This window comes from Brachybacterium sp. AG952 (assembly GCF_004362645.1).
In the GTDB taxonomy this organism is placed as follows: domain Bacteria; phylum Actinomycetota; class Actinomycetes; order Actinomycetales; family Dermabacteraceae; genus Brachybacterium; species Brachybacterium conglomeratum.
Genome location: NZ_SNXV01000006.1, coordinates 177,635 through 195,410 on the forward strand (window position 1 = coordinate 177,635; position 17,776 = coordinate 195,410).

13 protein-coding genes are annotated in these 17,776 nt (G+C 72.8%); 2 read left to right on the forward strand and 11 right to left on the reverse strand.

Annotation, left to right across the window (positions count from 1 at the left end; genetic code table 11):
- Window positions 1-2: 2 nt before the first annotated feature.
- The 11 genes from DEU31_RS14595 to DEU31_RS14645 form a co-directional block, all read right to left on the reverse strand.
- Window positions 3-1,250: a hypothetical protein gene (locus DEU31_RS14595; RefSeq protein WP_208109996.1), complete on the reverse strand. Its 1,248-nt coding sequence runs from the start codon at window positions 1,248-1,250 to the stop codon at window positions 3-5.
- Between the two features lie 129 nt (window positions 1,251-1,379).
- Entirely contained in the window at window positions 1,380-3,938 is a 2,559-nt protein-coding gene (locus DEU31_RS14600) for an NAD-dependent DNA ligase LigA (RefSeq protein WP_166649527.1), read from the reverse strand.
- 51 nt (window positions 3,939-3,989) lie between these two features.
- On the reverse strand, window positions 3,990-5,114 hold the full coding sequence (locus DEU31_RS14605) for a hypothetical protein (RefSeq protein WP_133677664.1): 1,125 nt from the start codon (window positions 5,112-5,114) through the stop codon (window positions 3,990-3,992).
- Window positions 5,111-6,226, reverse strand: coding sequence for a tRNA 2-thiouridine(34) synthase MnmA (gene mnmA / locus DEU31_RS14610; protein ID WP_133677665.1), 1,116 nt, complete (start codon window positions 6,224-6,226; stop codon window positions 5,111-5,113). Before mnmA ends, DEU31_RS14605 begins: the two co-directional genes overlap by 4 nt.
- A 114-nt stretch (window positions 6,227-6,340) precedes the next feature.
- Window positions 6,341-7,534, reverse strand: a complete 1,194-nt coding sequence (locus tag DEU31_RS14615) for a cysteine desulfurase family protein (protein WP_010549575.1) — start codon at window positions 7,532-7,534, stop codon at window positions 6,341-6,343.
- On the reverse strand, window positions 7,531-8,502 hold the full coding sequence (locus DEU31_RS14620; protein ID WP_010549576.1) for a hypothetical protein: 972 nt from the start codon (window positions 8,500-8,502) through the stop codon (window positions 7,531-7,533). Before DEU31_RS14620 ends, DEU31_RS14615 begins: the two co-directional genes overlap by 4 nt.
- The gene (locus DEU31_RS14625) at window positions 8,499-9,482 is read right to left on the reverse strand and encodes a vWA domain-containing protein (protein ID WP_243733853.1); all 984 of its coding nucleotides are present in this window, start codon (window positions 9,480-9,482) and stop codon (window positions 8,499-8,501) included. Before DEU31_RS14625 ends, DEU31_RS14620 begins: the two co-directional genes overlap by 4 nt.
- A gap of 11 nt (window positions 9,483-9,493) precedes the next feature.
- A complete protein-coding gene (locus tag DEU31_RS14630) occupies window positions 9,494-10,510 on the reverse strand; it encodes a vWA domain-containing protein (protein ID WP_239639325.1) in 1,017 nt (338 codons plus the stop codon).
- Window positions 10,507-11,022, reverse strand: coding sequence for a hypothetical protein (locus tag DEU31_RS14635; protein ID WP_010549579.1), 516 nt, complete (start codon window positions 11,020-11,022; stop codon window positions 10,507-10,509). The genes DEU31_RS14630 and DEU31_RS14635 overlap by 4 nt, the downstream gene beginning before the upstream one ends.
- Window positions 11,009-11,905 carry a DUF58 domain-containing protein gene (locus DEU31_RS14640; protein ID WP_010549580.1) on the reverse strand — a complete coding sequence of 299 codons (897 nt, stop codon included), beginning with the start codon at window positions 11,903-11,905 and terminating at the stop codon, window positions 11,009-11,011. The genes DEU31_RS14635 and DEU31_RS14640 overlap by 14 nt, the downstream gene beginning before the upstream one ends.
- 24 nt (window positions 11,906-11,929) lie before the next feature.
- Window positions 11,930-13,120: a MoxR family ATPase gene (locus tag DEU31_RS14645; protein ID WP_100199636.1), complete on the reverse strand. Its 1,191-nt coding sequence runs from the start codon at window positions 13,118-13,120 to the stop codon at window positions 11,930-11,932.
- Between the two features lie 320 nt (window positions 13,121-13,440).
- On the opposite strand from DEU31_RS14645, the gene glgX reads away from it, so the two are divergent.
- Together glgX and DEU31_RS14655 are read left to right on the forward strand one after the other, a co-directional pair.
- Window positions 13,441-15,651: a glycogen debranching protein GlgX gene (gene glgX, locus DEU31_RS14650; protein WP_133677667.1), complete on the forward strand. Its 2,211-nt coding sequence runs from the start codon at window positions 13,441-13,443 to the stop codon at window positions 15,649-15,651.
- Between the two features lie 96 nt (window positions 15,652-15,747).
- Entirely contained in the window at window positions 15,748-17,775 is a 2,028-nt protein-coding gene (locus DEU31_RS14655; RefSeq protein WP_133677668.1) for an alpha-1,4-glucan--maltose-1-phosphate maltosyltransferase, read from the forward strand.
- Window position 17,776: the final 1 nt, after the last annotated feature.

Consider the following 17,776-nt stretch of genomic DNA (forward strand, 5'->3'; position numbering starts at 1 on the left):
GGTCAGCTGTAGCCGGCCTGCTTCACGGCGAACACCGCACGGAATCCCTCGCCCTCGGTGAGGGACCACAGGAGGTCGGAGCCGTCAGCGTCCTCCCAGTAGCTGATCGACTGTCCCCAGGAGACCCAGGGATAGGTGGTGAGCGCTCCCTCGCCGGACCAGTAGCTCAGGGTCTTGTGGCGGGAGCTGTTGAACCACCACCGCCCGTTGTGGGAGCCGACGCCGTTGAGGAAGTGCAGCGGCACCTCGAGCACCTCGCTTGCGGTCGTGGTCCCGGCGAAAGTGGGACCACCCTCCTGGAAGTCGAAGCGCACCGCACGGGTGGTGCCCGTGGGGTAGTTGTCGCAGCTGTCATCGCAGCGGTACTCGGTCATCACGATCGAGCGGGTCACACGATCCAGCGAGATCGTGGACCACACCAGCGGCTCGGTGCCCTCGTCCACCTCCGAGGAGATGGTGCCGACCTGCGGCAGGACGTAGGCGTAGTTGTGCGCGTGGAAGGTGTCGCCCACCCGACCGATCTGGTCCTTCGTGCCGCCGGTGTCCGTGGTGAGGATCTTGCTCATGTCGAACACCCTCATCCCGCCGGGCTTCGCGGCGGAGTCCGCGACGTAGAGCAGGTCCCCGTACCAGGCGATCCCGCCGGCATGGATCTCCACGTCCTGGAAGCTGGGCTCCTCCGCGGACTCGGTCGGTTCGACGAGCAGGATCCGTCGATACTTGTTCGGATAGTTCGCGTCCCAGTCGATGAGGTTGATGCGACTGGACTTCGGGGAGTTGTTGTAGAAGCTGACGGCGATCACCTGGCGCCCGTCGTAGCGACCGTCCCCCGCGGTGCCCACGGCATCGCGGCTGGTGGCGATCCCCTGCGGGAAGGCGTCGGGGTCGTTCTCGTCGCTCGTGGCGAAGCGGAAGCCGTGGACCTGGGTGTCGATCACCGTGGCGGGGGTGCGCTCGTGGTTGGCGTCGTCCATCACCTGGCTGACGCTCGCCCGCCCGGCCTGCTCGAGCAGCGCTTCGACCCGTGCGGTGTACTTCGTGTAGTCGGCGGTCAGACGGAAGGCGGCCGGATCCACCGTCGTGGGTGCGGGGGCGGCCTGGGCGGGAGCGAGCGAAGCCCCGGTCGCGGCGACAGCACCGAGCAGGCCGGCTCCGCGCAGCAGCGTGCGTCGGTCGACCCCGAGGCGGGGCGCAGGTGGATGAGAGGTCGTGGTCGGGTCGGAGTGCTGTGCGTGACGCTGGGCGCTCATGGTCGAGCGGCCTTCCTGTCGGGTGCGATGTGCATCACGCACCCTTCCATCACGGGTGAGCGGTGTCGAGACCGTCGGCCCGCTCGACCTCGCCCGGCGGCGAGGACGGCAGCTGCGCTCACGGCCGGGTCACTCCGACTCGGCGTCGTCCCCGTCGGCGCCGTCGTCCCCGGCCTCCTCCGGCAGGGCGACCGCGTCCGGACCGCCGTCGAGCAGGGCCACGAACCCGGCCTCGTCGAGGATGCGCAGGCCGAGGTCGCGGGCCTTGGTCTCCTTCGAGCCGGCGTTCTCGCCGACCACCACGAAGTCGGTCTTCTTCGAGACCGAGCCGGAGGCCTTCCCGCCGCGGGTGATGATCGCCTCCTTCGCGCCGTCGCGGGTGAAGCCGTCGAGCCCTCCGGTGACCACCACGGTGAGGCCCTCGAGGGTCTTCACCAAGCCCTCCTCGACCTCGTCGGCCATCCGCACGCCGGAGGCGGCCCAGCCGTCGACGATCTCGCGGTGCCAGTCGGTCTCGAACCACTCCACCACGGCCTCGGCGATGATCTGACCGACCCCGTCGGTCTCGGCGAGCTGCTCGACGCCCGCCTCCCGGATCGCGTCCATCGTGCCGTAGGCGGTGGCGAGCGAGCGCGCGGCGGCCGGGCCCACGTGCCGGATCGACAACGCCACCAGCACCCGCCACAGCGGCTGGTCCTTCGCCTTCTCGAGCTCCGCGACCAGCTCCTCGGTGGTCTTCAGCGCCGCGGGCTCCTTGACCTGCTTCCAGGTGCTCTCGCGCTTGTAATGGCGGAACTGGGGGCGGGTCCAGAAGGCGGGCTGGATGCGCCAGTCCCCCGTCGGCACGCCGTCACGCCGCTCCGGCTGCCACACGAACACGTCGGCGAGCGCGTCGGCGGTGAGGTCGAAGAGGTCCGCGCCGGTGTCGATCACGGGCTCCTGCACGGCGGGCAGCAGCGGGTCGTCCACCGAGGTGATGCGCAGCAGCGGCACCCCGTCGGTGCCCTGGACCACGTCGCCGTTCTTGACGACCGCGAAGGCGTCGAGCTCGGTGTCGGAGACGTCGCGGATCGGGAGGTAGACCGCGTGGCCCTCGGCAAGCGCCGCGAGCGCCTCGGGGCGGCGCTTGTCCGGGTCGGTCAGCGCGATCGCGCTCTCCTCGCCGAGCGACTCGATGTCGAAGGCGCCGCGGGAGGCGGCGTGCTCGACCCGGCCGGTGACCTGGGCGGGGCAGTTGCGGCGGTTCGGGCAGCGCCAGTCCTTGTCCCCCTCCTTCTCGGGTCGGATCTCGGTGCCGCAGGCGGGGCACTCCGTCGGCATGACGAAGGGGCGCTCGGTGCCGTCGCGCAGCGACTCGACCGGGCCGAGGATCTCGGGGATCACGTCCCCGGCCTTGCGCAGCACGATCGTGTCGCCGATCAGCACGCCCTTGCGCTCGACGTCGAACTGGTTGTGCAGAGTCGCCTTCTCGACGGTGGAGCCCGCGACCAGCACGGGCTCCATGATCCCGAAGGGGGTGACGCGGCCGGTGCGGCCCACCTGCACCTGGATGTCCAGCAGCTTGGTGGTGACCTCCTCGGGCGGGAACTTCACCGCGGTCGCCCAGCGCGGGGCGCGGGAGGTGGAGCCCAGCGCGCGCTGCTGGGCGAAGGAGTCGACCTTGACGACGATGCCGTCGATCTCGTGCTCGAGGTCGTGGCGGTGCTCCCCGTGGTGCTCGACGTAGGCGGCGACCTCGTCGACCGTGTCGGCGACGCCGAGGTGGGCGCTGGTGGGCAGGCCCCAGGACTTCAGCAGCTCGTACATCTCGGACTGGGAGTCGACCGGCGGGTCCGGCCAGGCGCCGAGGCCGTGGACGGTCAGGCGCAGCGAGCCCAGGCGCGCCTCCCCGGCCTCGCGCTCGAGGCCGTCCTTCTTCTCCAGCTGCTGGCGCAGGCCTCCCGCGGCGGTGTTGCGGGGGTTGGCGAAGGTGGGGAAGCGGCGGGTCGCGGCGAGCATCTCGCGGTCCTCGTCGAAGGCGCGGGTGCCGGTGGTGCTGCGCGCCTCCCAGCGGGTGCGGGACTCGGCCACGGCGCGCTCGCGCAGCTCGACCTGCAGGTCGTTCAGCGCCGCGAAGGCCTTGGTGGGCATGAACACCTCGCCGCGCACCTCCACCAGCGGCGGATGCCCCTCCCCCTCGAGCTTCTGCGGGATCCCCTCGATGCGCAGCGCGTTGGCGGTGACGTCCTCGCCGGTGCGGCCGTCTCCGCGGGTCGCGGCCGTGACGAGCTGGCCGTTCTCGTAGCGGAGGTTGATCGCGAGCCCGTCGATCTTCAGCTCGTTCAGGAAGCGCACCGGGGCGCTGAGCTCCGCGGCGGCGTGCTCGCACCACTCGCGCAGCTCCTCGAGGGAGAAGACGTTGTCCAGCGACTGCATCCGCTCGGCGTGCACGATCGTGGGCAGGCCCCCGGCCGCTGCGCCGCCGACGGTGCGGGTGGGCGAGTCCTCGGAGGCCAGCTGCGGGTTCTCCTCCTCCAGCGCCCGCAGCTCCTTCTCCAGCGCGTCGTACTCGCCGTCGGCCATGGTCGGGGCGTCGTGCTCGTAGTAGTCCACCCGCGCCTGCTCGATGCGGGCGGTGAGCTCGGCGATGCGCTGCTGGGCATCGGCGGTCTCGTCGGCGGGGCGGGGATCGGGCTCGTTCGTCGTCACCGGGCCATTGTCGCGCACAGGGCCGACGGGCCGCGCCCTCCCGGGCCGGGATCAGGCGGAGACGCGCTCCGCCCAGGTGGGGGCGATCCGGAGCATCGCCTCGAGCGCGGACTCGTCCAGCAGGGTCGAGTGCTCGGGCTGGGCGGAGGGATCCACCCGGCCGGAGTGCAGGCCGTGGGAGGCGCCGGTGTGCACGATGACCGTGACGCCCGCGGCATCGGTCTCCGCGTGTCCGAGGCGCCTCCAGGTCTCCAGCATCGTCTCGAGCTCGGGGGCGAGGTTCCCACCGGGGCGGGGGTCGACCACGATCTCGAAGGCGCAGCCGTCGTCGGCGGCCTCGGCGATGCCCTCCCAGAGCGCGCGGCCCTCAGGGGTGGACAGCGAGGGCAGGCGGCGCGGGGCGATCGCCATGCGCCGGGCGCCCGCCTCGCGCGCCGCCCGCAGCAGGGCGATGTCGGCACCGACGCCGAGGGTCACGTCGCGGGCGTCCAGGCCGTAGTCCTCCAGCGCCACGTACAGCGAGCGCCACAGCACCGCGATCTCGGGAGCAGGGAGCGGGTCGTAGCGCCGGCGGCCCGAGGGCGTGGGGATGCGGCCCTGGTGGATCGCGGCGACCGCGTCCTCGCGCACCAGCACGTGCTGGTGGCCGCCGGGCACGCGCTCGCGCAGCTCGGTGAGGTGGTCCACCAGCCCCTCGGCCAGCAGCATCGGCAGGTCCCGCACCGCGCCGGGATCGGCGAGGGTCCGCTCCCCGGACTGCAGGAAGGTGGCGCCGGCGAGGGTCGCGGGCCCGAGGGTCGTGCCCATCACCGTGCCCTCGTAGCCGAGCCAGGCGATCCGGGCCGCGTCCAGCACCCGGGCCCGCAGCTCGCGGGCGTGCTGCCAGGCCAGTCCCGCCCCGGCGCCGAGCCGCCAGCCGTAGCTGACCAGGTCGCCGGTGGTCTCGGCGAGCAGCGCGAGGGTCGCGGGCAGCAGGTGGTCGGTCTCGTCCAGGCCGAGCGCGGAGGGCAGGTAGAGCCGGGTCGCGATCTGCTCCTCGAGGTCGTCGCCCAGCAGGGCGCGCAGGCGCAGCAGCGCGGCGAGGTGCGGGTCGTCGGGCAGATCGAGGCGCTGGGCCTCCTCCGCGGTCGGGGCGCGGAAGGTGCCGTCACCGGTGAGGGTGAGCAGGGGGCTCATGGGCGACGCTCCAGGGTGGCGGCGGCGAGCACGCGGTCGCCGTCGTAGAGGACGAGGGTCTGGCCGGGCGCGACGCCGCGCACCGGGGTGTCGAGGGCGACGCGCAGCAGGCCGTCGGCCGTGCCGCCGCTCGCGGGTGTCGTCGCCGCGGCGGGGACCTCGAGGATCCTTCCGGGCAGCGCCTCGCCGTGGGCGCGGATCTGCGCGGTGACGGCGCGGCCGGCCTCGAGCGGCTCGAAGGCGATCAGGTCGGTGGCGACCAGCTCGCGGCGGGAGAGCAGCTCGGCCGCACCGATCACCACCTGTCGGGAAGCGGGGTCGATGTCGACCACGTAGCGGGGTGCGCCGTCGGCGGCGGGCTGCTGGATCCCCAGGCCCCGGCGCTGGCCGACGGTGAAGCCGTGGGTGCCGCGATGGGTGCCGAGCACCGTGCCGCACGTGTCGACGACCTCCCCGGGCGCCTCGCCGAGGTGCCGCTCGAGGAAACCGCGGGTGTCGCCGTCGGCGACGAAGCAGATGTCATAGCTGTCGGGCTTGGTGGAGACGCCGAGCCCGCGCTTCCGCGCCTCGGCGCGGACGGCCTCCTTGGTCTCGTCCTCACCGAGCGGGAAGAGGGAGCGTCGGGCCGCCTCCGGGCCCATCACGGCCAGGACGTAGGACTGGTCCTTGGCCTGGTTGCGGGAGCGGTGCAGGGAGGGGGCACCGCCGGGGCCGTCGGCGCGGATCGAGGCGTAGTGCCCGGTGCACACCGCGTCGAAGCCCAGCGCCGTGGCCCGCTCGAGGAGGGAGGCGAACTTGATCCGCTCGTTGCAGCGCACGCACGGGTTGGGGGTGCGGCCGGCCGCGTACTCGGTGAGGAAGTCCTCCACGACCAGGTCGTGGAAGTCGTCGGAGAGGTCCCAGACGTAGTAGGGGATGCCGATCCTCTCGGCGGCGACGCGCGCGTCGGAGGCGTCCTCGACGGTGCAGCAGCCGCGGGAGCCGGTGCGGGTCTGGTCGCGGCTCTTCGACAGCGCCATGTGCACGCCGACCACCTCATGGCCGGCCTCGGCGGCCCGTGCGGCCGCCACGGCGGAGTCCACGCCGCCGCTCATCGCCGCGAGCACCTTCATGGTGCGTCCTCCTCCGTGGTGCGTCCCTGCCCGCCCCTGCGGGCGCATCCCCACGAGTCTACGGAGCCGGGGCCCCTCCCCCAGAGCCCTGGGGACGTGAGATGCGCCCCGTGCTCAGCGGCGCAGGGAGCCGACGGCGCGGGCCCGCTGGAGCGCCTCCGGCAGCGCGGCCAGCAGCAGCTCGACGTCGCGCTCGGTGCTCGTCCAGCCCAGCGACAGCCGCAGCGCGCCGCGGGAGTCCTCGTCGGAGACGCCCATCGCGGCGAGGACGGGGCTGGCCTGGGTGACCCCGGCCGAGCAGGCCGAGCCCGCGGAGGAGTCGATCCCGCGCTCGTCCAGCAGGAACAGCAGCGCATCGCTGTCCGCGCCGGGCAGCACGAGATGGAGGATGTGCCCGGACTGCGGGGAGTCCTCCGGCAGCGTGAAGCGGACCGACGGGTCGATCTGAGCGATCCCGCGACGCAGGCGCGCGGCGAGCTGCCGCACCTCGGCGGAGCGCTGCTCCCGCTCCGCGAGTGCCTCCTCGAGCGCGGCGGCGAAGGCCGCGGCCTGGGCGGCGTCCAGGGTGCCGGAACGGACCCCGCGCTGCTGTCCGCCGCCGGTGCTGGTCGGGGCGAAGGGCAGGCCCGGCCGCGCCACCAGCACGCCGACGCCGACGGGGGCGCCGATCTTGTGCCCGGACAGGGACATCAGGTCCACGTCCTCGGGGCCGGGCAGAGCCATGTGCCCGGCGGCCTGGACCGCGTCGGTGTGCAGGAGGGTGCCGTGGGCGCGAGCCGCCTCGGCGAGCGCGGCGATGTCCTGGACGGCGCCGGTCTCGTTGTTCACCAGCGCGGCGCTGAGCACGCCGACACGGGAGTCGGCCAGCGCCTGCTCGACCCCGTCGGGCCGCAGCACGCCGTGGGGGTCGACGGGCAGCTCCCGCAGCTCGAACGGCTCGGTGCCGGCGGCGAGAGCGCGGGCGGTGGCGAGCACGGCGGGATGGTCGGTCGCGGCGACCGCGACGGCGGTGCGGCCCGGGTCCTTCGCCCGCACCCCGAGCGGCGCGCCGCGCAGCGCGAGGTTGTCCGCCTCGGTGCCGCCGGAGGTCATGATCAGCCAGCTGCGGGGCACGCCGAGCAGCTCCGCGATGCGGCTCAGCGCGGTATCGAGCACTCCGCGGGCGCGTCGGCCCGCGGTGTGGACCGAGGAGGGGTTGCCCCAGGCGGTCGAGGCCTCGAGGAAGGCGTCCCGGGCGGCGGGGCGCAGGACCGTGGTCGCGGCGTGGTCGAGGTAGGCGCGCTCCGGGCTCGTCGCGCCGGCGGTCACCAGGGACGCTCCGGGTCCTGCGGCGAGCCGCCGGTCTCGTCGCCGCCGTCGCCGCCCTGGGCGTCGCGGTTGCGCTGCTCGACCTCGTCGTCCTTGCTGTCCTCCTCGGAGGGGCCGTCGGTGGGCTTCTCCTCCTCGGGGCCGTCCCCCTCGGGGTCGTCCTGCTTCGGCGTCCCGGGGTCCTGCTGCTGGGGGGTGCCGCCCTGGTCCTCGCCCTCGCCGCCCTGCTCGGTGCCGCGCTCGTCGGGATCGTTGCCGGCCTCCTCGTCGGCGCCGCGGCGCTTCTCCTCGACCCGCTCGCCGTTCTCCTCGGTGGTCTCGGAGTCCTCGTTGCCGGTGCCCTCGCCGGTGCCCTCGCCGCCACCGCCGCCGCCCTGGCCCTGACCCTCGCCCTCGCCGCCGCCTCCGCCGCCGGCGCACGGAGCGAGCAGCTCCTCGGCCTCGAAGAGCCGGTCGGCACGGGCCTGGGGGTCCTCGATCAGGTCGGCCTGGCGCTCGATGGAGAGCGCGAGGTTGTTGAGGATCTTGCACTGGGCGTGCATCGGGGAGTTCAGGTCGCTGTGGGAGTTCCACTCCTCCAGCGCGATCCGCAGCTCGGCCTCCGCGGCCGCGTCCTCCCCCTGCTGGAGGAGGGCCGTGCCCTCGGAGAGGTGCGGGAGGTAGGGCTCGAACCAGTTGGCGACCTGCACCGGGGCGAGGCGCTCGATCGCGGCCGGGTAGTCCTGCTCCCCGTAGGCGTCCAGGTGGGTGGCCTGCGCGATCGGCATGGAGACGAACTTCAGCGCCAGCAGGGCCAGGGCCAGGATCGGCAGGGCGAGGATCGCGAACACGATGATCCGCACCTTCCGCAGCCGGGCCCGGTTCAGCCCGAAGTCCTTCGCGCTGCCGCGGGTGTCCTGCGCGAGCGCGGGCGGCCGGGACTCGTCGCGGGCCGGCGTCGCGGGGCGCGGGTCGAGGGACGTGCTCATCGCTGTGCTCCTCGGATGTCGTGGCGGTCCAGCCGGCGCGGGAGGCGGTAGGTCATCTCCCCCAGCTCCCAGATCAGCAGGGCCGTCAGCGGGATCGAGGCGAGCCAGTACCAGTCGTCGAAGCTCGCCACGCCGCGGGTGGACTCCGTCGGGACCGGGCGCAGGGTGATGCCGTCCATGGTGCCCTCGATCGGGGCCTCGGGGTCGGTGCGGTGCAGATACGGCACGCCGAGCTCGCCCGCGATGGTCTGCAGCTGCTGCTCGTCGATCGTGGAGATGCCGGGCTGCCCGTCGGAGCCGGTGATGTACTCGCCGTGGTCCTCGCCGCCCTGGATCTTCATCGGCCCGCCCTCGGCCGTGCCGTAGCCGAGCACGCCGCCGCCGTCGACGAAGCCGGCCGCCTGCGAGAAGGACTCCGACTCCTGCTCGTCGGTGTTCTCGCCGTCGGAGAGGAAGTACACCAGCACGGACGAGTCGGGGTCCTCGCGCTTCGCGTCGGAGATCTCCCTCAGCAGGGACGGCAGCGGCCGGTCCACGTTGGAGCCCGTCGAATAGGCGGTGGGCTCGGTGGTCAGGGTGTCGACCCAGGCCTTCGCGGCGCCCGCGTCGGTGGTCAGCGGGAGCTGCTCGGTGGCGGTGGAGTCGAAGGCGATGATCGAGTAGCGGGCGCCCTCGGTCATGGACATCACCTGCTGCATGTCCTGCTTCACGCCCTCCAGGCGCGGCTGCTCGCCGGCGTAGTCCTCGGCGTTCATCGAGCCGGTGCGGTCCACGACGAAGAACACGTTCGCGTTCATGCGCTGGGTCTGCTCCCCCTCGATCGGGGTGACCGGACGCAGCGCGACCACGAGCAGCAGCAGCACCATCAGGGTGCGTCGCGCCCAGGCACCGCGCTGGCGGGGACGGCGCACGACCATCACCGTGCACAGCACCAGCATCGCCCCGAACAGCGGGATGATCGCCCACAGGGGCATCAACATCTGAAGGTGCATCAGCGCGACCTCCAGCCCAGCACGAGGATCCCCACCAGGGACAGGAAGGTCAGGGTGAAGCCGATCGCGGGATGGTCGGTGCGCACCACGGACGGCTCCGCCCCGAGCACCTCGGCCTGATTCTTCTGGATCTCTCCGATGATCGAGGGGATCGCCTGGGGGTCGGAGGACTCGTACAGCTCGCCGTCCTGGTCCTCGGTCGCCGTCTGCAGCTCCTCGAAGCAGCCGGGGCCGCACTCGTAGGCGCCGGGGTAGAAGGTGTACAGGTCGATCTCGCGGTCGGCGACGCGCTGGGTCGCCTCCTGCAGGGTGAACACCGGCTCGCCGTTGACCTCGTTGTCGGTCGCGAAGATGATCGAGCGCGACCGGTCCTGCTCCGCCTGGTCGAAGACCTGCGCGCAGGACGCGAGCCCGTCGGGCACGATCGAGGCCTCGTCGGGGATGCCCTTGGTGCCCTCGACGAACTCGACGTACTGGCGCACCTTCTCCTCGGGGTAGTCCTTGTTCCCGAGCCGGTAGCCGAACTCGTCGAAGTCGATCGCCTCCGCGCCCTCGCGCAGCTCGCGCTCGATCAGGTCGTAGTCGTTGGTCAGCGGGAAGACGGTGCGGCTGGTCGAGTTGAAGATCGTCAGCGCCACCCGCTCCCCCTCGAAGGAGTCGACCATCTCCGCGAAGGTGGAGAGGATCTCGGTGTCGTACTCGTACATCGAGCCGGACACGTCCAGGCACAGCACGATGTCGCGGCTGGCGAACTCGGGCGTCTCGATCCGCTCGCTCGCGATCCGGCCCGAGAGCAGCGAGGCGGCGAGCACCGCGAGCACGGCGATGCCGACCTGGGCGGCGCGCACCACGCGGGCGGCCCGTTGGGCCCGGGCGAAGCTCGGGATCCGGTCCATGTACTGCGAGTTCGCGATCAGCACCGGGGAGCGCCGCAGGGAGCGACGGTTCCAGAACGTGATCGCCCAGACCACGATCGCGGCCAGCAGCAGCAGAGCGGTGACCCACCAGAAGGTCATGACCATTCCCGGATCACCTCCCGCGCGCGCCGCACCGACTCCCGCAGCTCGCGGTCCGAGGCCAGGGCGAAGTCGGGCTCGTAGAGATCCGCGATCAGCTCGCCGACCGCGCGGGTGCGCTGATCGGCGCGCAGCGTGGCGAGGTCCTGGCTGGTGACGTCGTGGCCGGTGGTGCGCTTGACGAAGCGGCGCATGACGCCGGTGAGCTCGTGGTGGCCCTCGCGGGCGCCGAGCTCCTCGGCCTCGTGCCGGTCGGCGAGCTCGTTCACGGCGCGCAGGAACTCGGCCTTCAGCGACTCGAGGTCGCTGGGGCGCAGGCGGTAGGCGATCCGCTTCTCGATCGCGCGGGTGATCTTCAGCGTCCCCACGATCAGGGCGATGATCACCAGCACGCACAGCACCGCGAGGATCACCCAGGCGATCGAGTACTGGGGCGGGTCGATGATCTCGCCGGGCGCGGGCTCGGCGAGCAGGCGCGCCGCGGGGCGCAGCAGCGGGTCAGGCACGGGCATGGCGGTACTCCCGGGCGCGCAGCATCGCGATCATGTCGTCCACGACCGTGGTCTCGCCGCGCGTGAGCAGGTGGCTGACGTGGAGGCGATCGAGCATCTCGGTGATGCCCTCGCTGCGGGCGCGGCGGTAGGCGGCCACGTCCCGGGCGACCTTCGCCGAGGTGCGCGCCATGGACGCGATCTCGCGCGGGGCGTCGACGTCGACCACGTCGTGGTCGAGCTCCTCGCCCTGCAGCGGGTCCGCATCGGCGATGCGGATCACCAGCAGGTCGTGGCGGGTGGTCAGGCGGCGCAGCAGCGTGAAGTCCTCCACGGAGGGATGGGCCTCGTCGGTGATCAGGGTCATCAGCGTCGAGCGGGTGGTGACGCGGAAGGCGCGCTCGAGCAGCCAGGCGCTGTCCGCGCTCGGGGACGCCGTGGTGGTGCCCTGCTGGATGGTGCGCAGCAGCAGCTCGAGATGGCCGTCGCTGGAGCGGGAGGGCAGCTGGAGCGGCGAGGACTCGCTGCCGCCGACCATGCCGACCAGGTCACCGCTCTTCTGGGCCAGGAAGCACACCATCCCGGCGGCGAGGATCATCGCGTCGCGCTTGGAGGAGCCGTCGGCCGCGGTCGCCGCCATCGACGAGGAGGTGTCCGCCACGATCGAGAGGTGCCGCACCCGCTCCTCGTTGAACTGGCGGATCAGCGGCTCGCCGGAGCGGGCCGTGGCCTTCCAGTCGATGTCGGAGATCTTGTCCCCGGGCTGGTAGTACTTCAGGTCGTCGAAGTCCTCGCCGCTGCCCTTGAACAGCGAACGGCCGCGGCCCTGGATGAGGCCGCGCGCCCGGTTCGAGGTGTGCAGGTCCACCCGGGCCTTGACCCGGGTGAGGAGCGAGGTCGCCATCGCGGTCCTTTCGTGCGCGGCAGGTCAGGGCATCGGCACGGCGTGGAACACCGCGTCGATGATCTGCTCGGGCTTGATGCCGCTGGCGAGCGCGTCGAAGGTCAGCACGAGGCGGTGGCGCAGCACGCCGTAGCGCATGGCGCGCACGTCATCGGGGGTGACGTAGTCGCGGCCGTGCAGCAGGGCGTGCGCCTGCCCCACCCGCATCAGTGCGAGGGAGCCGCGGGGGCTCGCGCCGACGCGCACCGACTGGGTGAGGTTCGGGACGGGGCGGGGGCCGGAGCCGCGCGTGGTGAAGACCAGGTCGATGATGTACCGCTTCACGGCGGGGTCGACGTAGACCTGGTCGACCATCTGCTGCAGGAAGCGGACGTCCTCGAGGGTGACGGTGCCGACGGCCTCGCGGGGGCCGGTGAGGCTGCCGGCGGTGGAGCGGTCGAGGATCTCGTGCTCCTCGGCGGGGCGCGGGTAGGTGAGGATCTCCTTCATCAGGAAGCGGTCCATCTGCGCCTCGGGGAGGACGTAGGTGCCCTCCTCCTCGATCGGGTTCTGGGTCGCCAGCACCATGAACGGCTCGGGCAGGCGGTACACCTCGCCGCCGATGGAGGTCTGCCGCTCCTGCATCGCCTCGAGCATCGCCGACTGCGTCTTGGCGCTGGAGCGGTTGATCTCGTCCAGCAGCACCACGTTCGCGTGGACCGGCCCGAGCTGGGTGGTGAAGGTGCCCGAGCCGTAGTTGAAGATCTGGGTGCCGATGATGTCGTTGGGCATCAGGTCGGGGGTGCACTGGATACGGGCGAAGGAGCCCGTGATCGAGGAGGCCAGCGCGCTCGCGGCGGTGGTCTTCGCCAGGCCCGGCACCGATTCCAGCAGCACGTGCCCGCCGGCGGCCAGCGCGGTCAGCAGCGACAGGCGCAGGTTCTCCTGGCCCACCACGCGCGACTGGAACACCTTCGTGATCGTCGAGACGATCGCGCCGCTGCGCTCGAGGTCGCCGGGGGAGATCGCGCGGGCGGCGGGGGCGAAGCCGCCGGGCCGTCGCGCAGGGGCGCTGTGGCCCTGGGCCGCCTGGCCCTGGACGCCCTGAGTCGGGGCGCCCGGTCCGGAGGCGCTCGGTCCTGAGGCGCTCGGGGCTGAGCCCTGCGGCGCGGGGCGGGCGGGCGGCGCCGGGGGGCGCGCCGAGGACCCGGGCTGCTGGGTGGGTGGAATGCTCATGCGCTGCGGATCCCCCGTCATGCGATCGATTCGTGCCATCGGTGCTGGTGACCGCCGTGCAGAGGTCCAGGGGCGCTCCGGCCCCTCCCCCGAGGCGGCCGGACGCCGAGGCGCCCGCGGCCCAGCCGGCGGCGCCTCCCCGTCGGCGACGGGGCCGCACCACCGCACCGATCCTAGCGGTCCGACGGCACCGGGCGGGGACGCCGCCCGCCGACGCGCCCGCCCCGGAGGGGATCTGCCGTGCACGGGATCGGCCTCCGCCCGGGAGACCCCGCCCACCTCGAGTGGGACGGCGGAGGCCGGTTTGGGACACTGGGCCCGTGCCTGCAGACCGCTTCGACCGCGCGACCCCGCCCGTCGCCCCCACCTCCCCCGGCCTCGTCGTCGACGAGCAGGGACGGGGCACCTTCGCCGTCGCCGCCCCCCGCGCCCGAGCGGTGGACCTGTGCCTCCGCCAGGGCGCCGCCGAGCACCGCCAGAGGCTGCGCCACTACGATGGGGGCCTGCACTGGGACCACGTCACCGGCATGACCCCCGGCACCCGCTACGGGCTGCGGGTCGACGGTCCGTGGGACCCCGGCACCGGGATGCTCGCCAATCCGCGCAAGCTGCTGCTGGATCCCTGGGCGCGCGGCGTCTCCCACTCCTCCCCTCTGCTGAGCGCCTTCTTCCCCTTCGAGGTCGACGCGATGCTGGACCGCCGGGACGAGGTCCCCCAGCGCAGCGAGGTCGACAGCGGCGACTCCGCCGTGTGGTCCGTGGTGGTCGACGACGCCTTCGACTGGCAGGACGACCTGCGGCCGATGGTCGACTGGGACGCGACCGTGCTCTACGAGCTGCACGTCAAGGGCTTCACCCGGCTGCACCCGGAGCTGCCTCCGGAGCAGCGCGGCACCTATGCCGGGCTCGGCCACCCCGCCGTCACCGGCTACCTGCGCGACCTGGGCGTGACCAGCATCGAGCTGCTCCCGATCCACGCCGCGATGGACGAGCCGCACCTGACCCGGCTGGGGCTGACGAACTACTGGGGCTACTCGACCATGTCGTACTTCGCCCCCGAGCCCTCCCTCGCCACCGCCGCCGCCCAGCAGGCCGGCGCCCAGGCGGTGCTCGAGGAGGTCAAGACCATGGTGCGCCGCCTGCACGAGGCCGGCTTCGAGGTGATCCTCGACGTGGTCTACAACCACACCGCCGAGGGCGGCGGCGACGGCCCCTCCCTCTCGCTGCGCGGCCTGGATAACCTCGAGTACTACTGGACCGACCACGGCGTCCCCCAGGACGTCACCGGCACCGGCGGCACCCTCGACCCCCGCTCCGTGCACACGATGGACCTGGTCCTCGCCTCCCTGCGCTACTGGGTGCAGGAGGTGCACGTGGACGGGTTCCGCTTCGACCTCGCCACCACGCTCGGCCGCGACGACCGCGGCTTCCGCGCCGACCACCCGCTGCTGCGCGCGATCGTCACCGACCCCGTGCTGCGGGACGTGAAGCTCATCGCCGAGCCGTGGGACGTGGGCACCGGCGGCTGGCAGACGGGGAACTTCCCCGCCCCCTTCGCCGAGTGGAACGACGCCTTCCGCGACGACGTGCGCGCCTTCTGGCTGGCCGACCGCGCCGCCCGCGAGCGCACCGGGGAGCCGGGGATCGGCGGGGTCCGCGACCTCGCCACGCGCCTGGCCGGCTCCTCGGACATGTTCACCCGCCAGGACCCGCCGGGCCTGCCCGAGGGGCGCAGCCTGCGCGCCCCCTGGGCCTCGATCAACTACGTCACCGCGCACGACGGCTTCACCCTGCGCGACCTCACCGCCTACGAGTCCAAGCACAACGAGGCCAACGGCGAGGACAACCGCGACGGCACCTCGGACAACCGCTCCTTCCACCACGGGCACGAGGGCGAGCTCTCACCCGGCGACCCGCGCCGCGAGGAGATCGAGGCCGCCCGCCGGCGCACCGCCCGCAGCGTGCTGGCCACGCTGCTGCTGGCGTCGGGCACCCCGATGCTCACCGCGGGCGACGAGCGGGGCCGCACCCAGCGCGGCAACAACAACGCCTACTGCCAGGACAACGAGATCTCCTGGGTCGACTGGCGCCGCACCGCGGCGGCGGAGAGGCTGCGCGCGACCGTGGTGCGCCTGCTGCAGCTGCGCGGCGAGCACCCCCAGCTGCGGACCCCGCACTTCCTGCGCCCGGCGGACCCGGAGCAGCTCGACGCCGGACAGATCGCCTGGTTCGACGAGACCGGGGCGCCGATGGCGCACGAGGAGTGGATGGACCCCGCCCGCCACGTGCTGGTCATGCTGCGCCCGGCGGTCCACGGCCGCGAGGGCGCCGAGCACCTGCTGGTGATCCTCTCCGGCGCCGCGGAGCCGAACGAGGTGCGCCTGCCGGAGGCCCCCTGGCCGCAGGGCGCGGCGAAGGTGCTGCTGGACACGGCGCTGGAGTCCCCCGAGGACCTGCCGCCCGGACCGGTCGGTGACCGCACGGTCACCGTCGCGCCCGGCGGCGTCGTGGTGCTCGGCATCGCTCCCTGAGTCACGCCGCCCCTCCTCGAGCGGCTATCGTGAGGTCAGTCACCGCGATCGTCGCAGAGCCCCCTGTGACCAGGGAGCGCTCAGGCAGGAGAGGCCATGTCCGAGACCACTTTCCGCACGGGGCTGGACGCCGGGATCGGCCGCATCCCGATCATGGACGTGCAGCCCGTCGTCGACGGCGGGAGGTTCCCCGCCCGATGCGTCGAGGGCGAGACCGTCGCGGTGCGCGCCAACGCCTTCCGCGAGGGCCATGACGCGATGGGCGTGCAGCTGGTGCTGATCTCCCCCACCGGGGTCGAGACCCGTCGGCGGCTGCGCTCGACGAACCCGGGTCTGGACCTGTGGGAGGCCACGATCCGGCCCGACGAGCTGGGCACCTGGACCTTCCGCATCGAGGCCTTCTCCGCCCCGTACGACACCTGGGCCCATGTGGCCGAGGTGAAGATCCCCGCCGGCGTCGACCCGGAGCTGACCTGCGACGAGGGCGTGCTCGTGCTCGAGCGTGTGCTCGCCGAGATCGCCGAGGGCACCCGCCCCGCCTCCGACGGGCCGGTGGTCTCGGCCGCGCTCGAGTCGCTGCGCTCCCCCGGCCTGCCGGTCGCCGCGAGGATCGCCCCGGCGCTGGCCGCCGACCTGCGCGGCATCCTCGCCGAGCGACCGCTGCGCGAGGGCGTCACCGTCGCCGGCCCCTTCCGCCTGGAGGTGCAGCGCCGCCGCGCCCTGTACGGCTCCTGGTACGAGTTCTTCCCCCGCTCCGAGGGCGCGCACTTCGACCGCGAGCACGGCTGGACCTCCGGCACGCTGCGCTCCGCCGCACGCTCCCTGGACCGAATCGCGCAGATGGGCTTCGACGTCGCCTACCTGACCCCGATCCACCCCATCGGCACCACCTTCCGCAAGGGGCGCAACAACACCCTGGAGACGCAGCCGGGCGATCCCGGCTCCCCCTACGCGATCGGATCGCCCGCGGGCGGCCACGACGCGATCCACCCCGATCTCGGCACGATCGAGGACTTCGACGCCTTCGTCGCCCGGGCGAAGGAGCTCGGCCTCGAGGTGGCGATGGACATCGCCCTGCAGTGCTCCCCCGACCACCCGTGGGTGCAGGAGCACCCCGAGTGGTTCGTGGTGCGGGCGGACGGCACCATCGCCTACGCCGAGAACCCGCCGAAGAAGTACCAGGACATCTACCCCCTCAGCTTCGACACGGACTACGAGGGGCTCTACGCCGCGATCCGCGACGTGCTCGAGCACTGGGTCAGGCACGGCGTGACCCTCTTCCGCGTCGACAACCCGCATACCAAGCCGGTCCGTTTCTGGGAGGAGCTGCTGGCGGAGTTCGCCGAGAAGCATCCGGAGGTGATCTTCCTGGCCGAGGCGTTCACCCGGCCGACGATGATGCACACCCTGGGCAAGGTCGGCTACCACCAGTCCTACACCTACTTCACCTGGCGCGAGAGCGCCGAGGAGCTGCAGGAGTACCTCGAGGAGCTGGTCGAGGCGGCGCCCTACATGCGCCCGAGCTTCTGGCCCACCACCCACGACATCCTCACCCCGTACATGAGCTCCGGCGGGCGGCGCGCCTTCGTGCTGCGCGCGATCCTCGCCGCCACGCTCGTACCGACCTGGGGCATCTACTCCGGCTACGAGCTGGTCGAGGACGTCCCCCGGCCCGGCGCGCAGGAGCAGATCGACAACGAGAAGTACGAGTACAAGCCCCGCGACTACGCCGGCGCTCTCACCCGTGGCGAGAGCCTCGAGCCGCTGCTGGGCACCCTGAACCGGATCCGGCGCGAGCACCCCGCGCTGCAGACCCTCACCACCATCCGCTTCCACGAGGCGGGCGACCCCCAGGTGCTGGTCTTCTCCAAGCACCTCGACGCCGACGCGAGCGGCACCGGCCGCCCCGACACGGTGCTGGTCGTCTCGCTGACCGCCCACGACCGCGACGCCTCCACCCGCCTGCACCTCGAGCTCGACGCGCTCGGGGTCGAGGGGGATTTCGAGGTCGAGGACCTGCTCACCGGTGAGCGGTTCCGCTGGGACCGGGAGCCCTTCGTCATCCTGAGCGCCGCCGACCGGCCCGCCCATGTGCTGCGCATCATCCACCCCGAGGAGAGCTGAC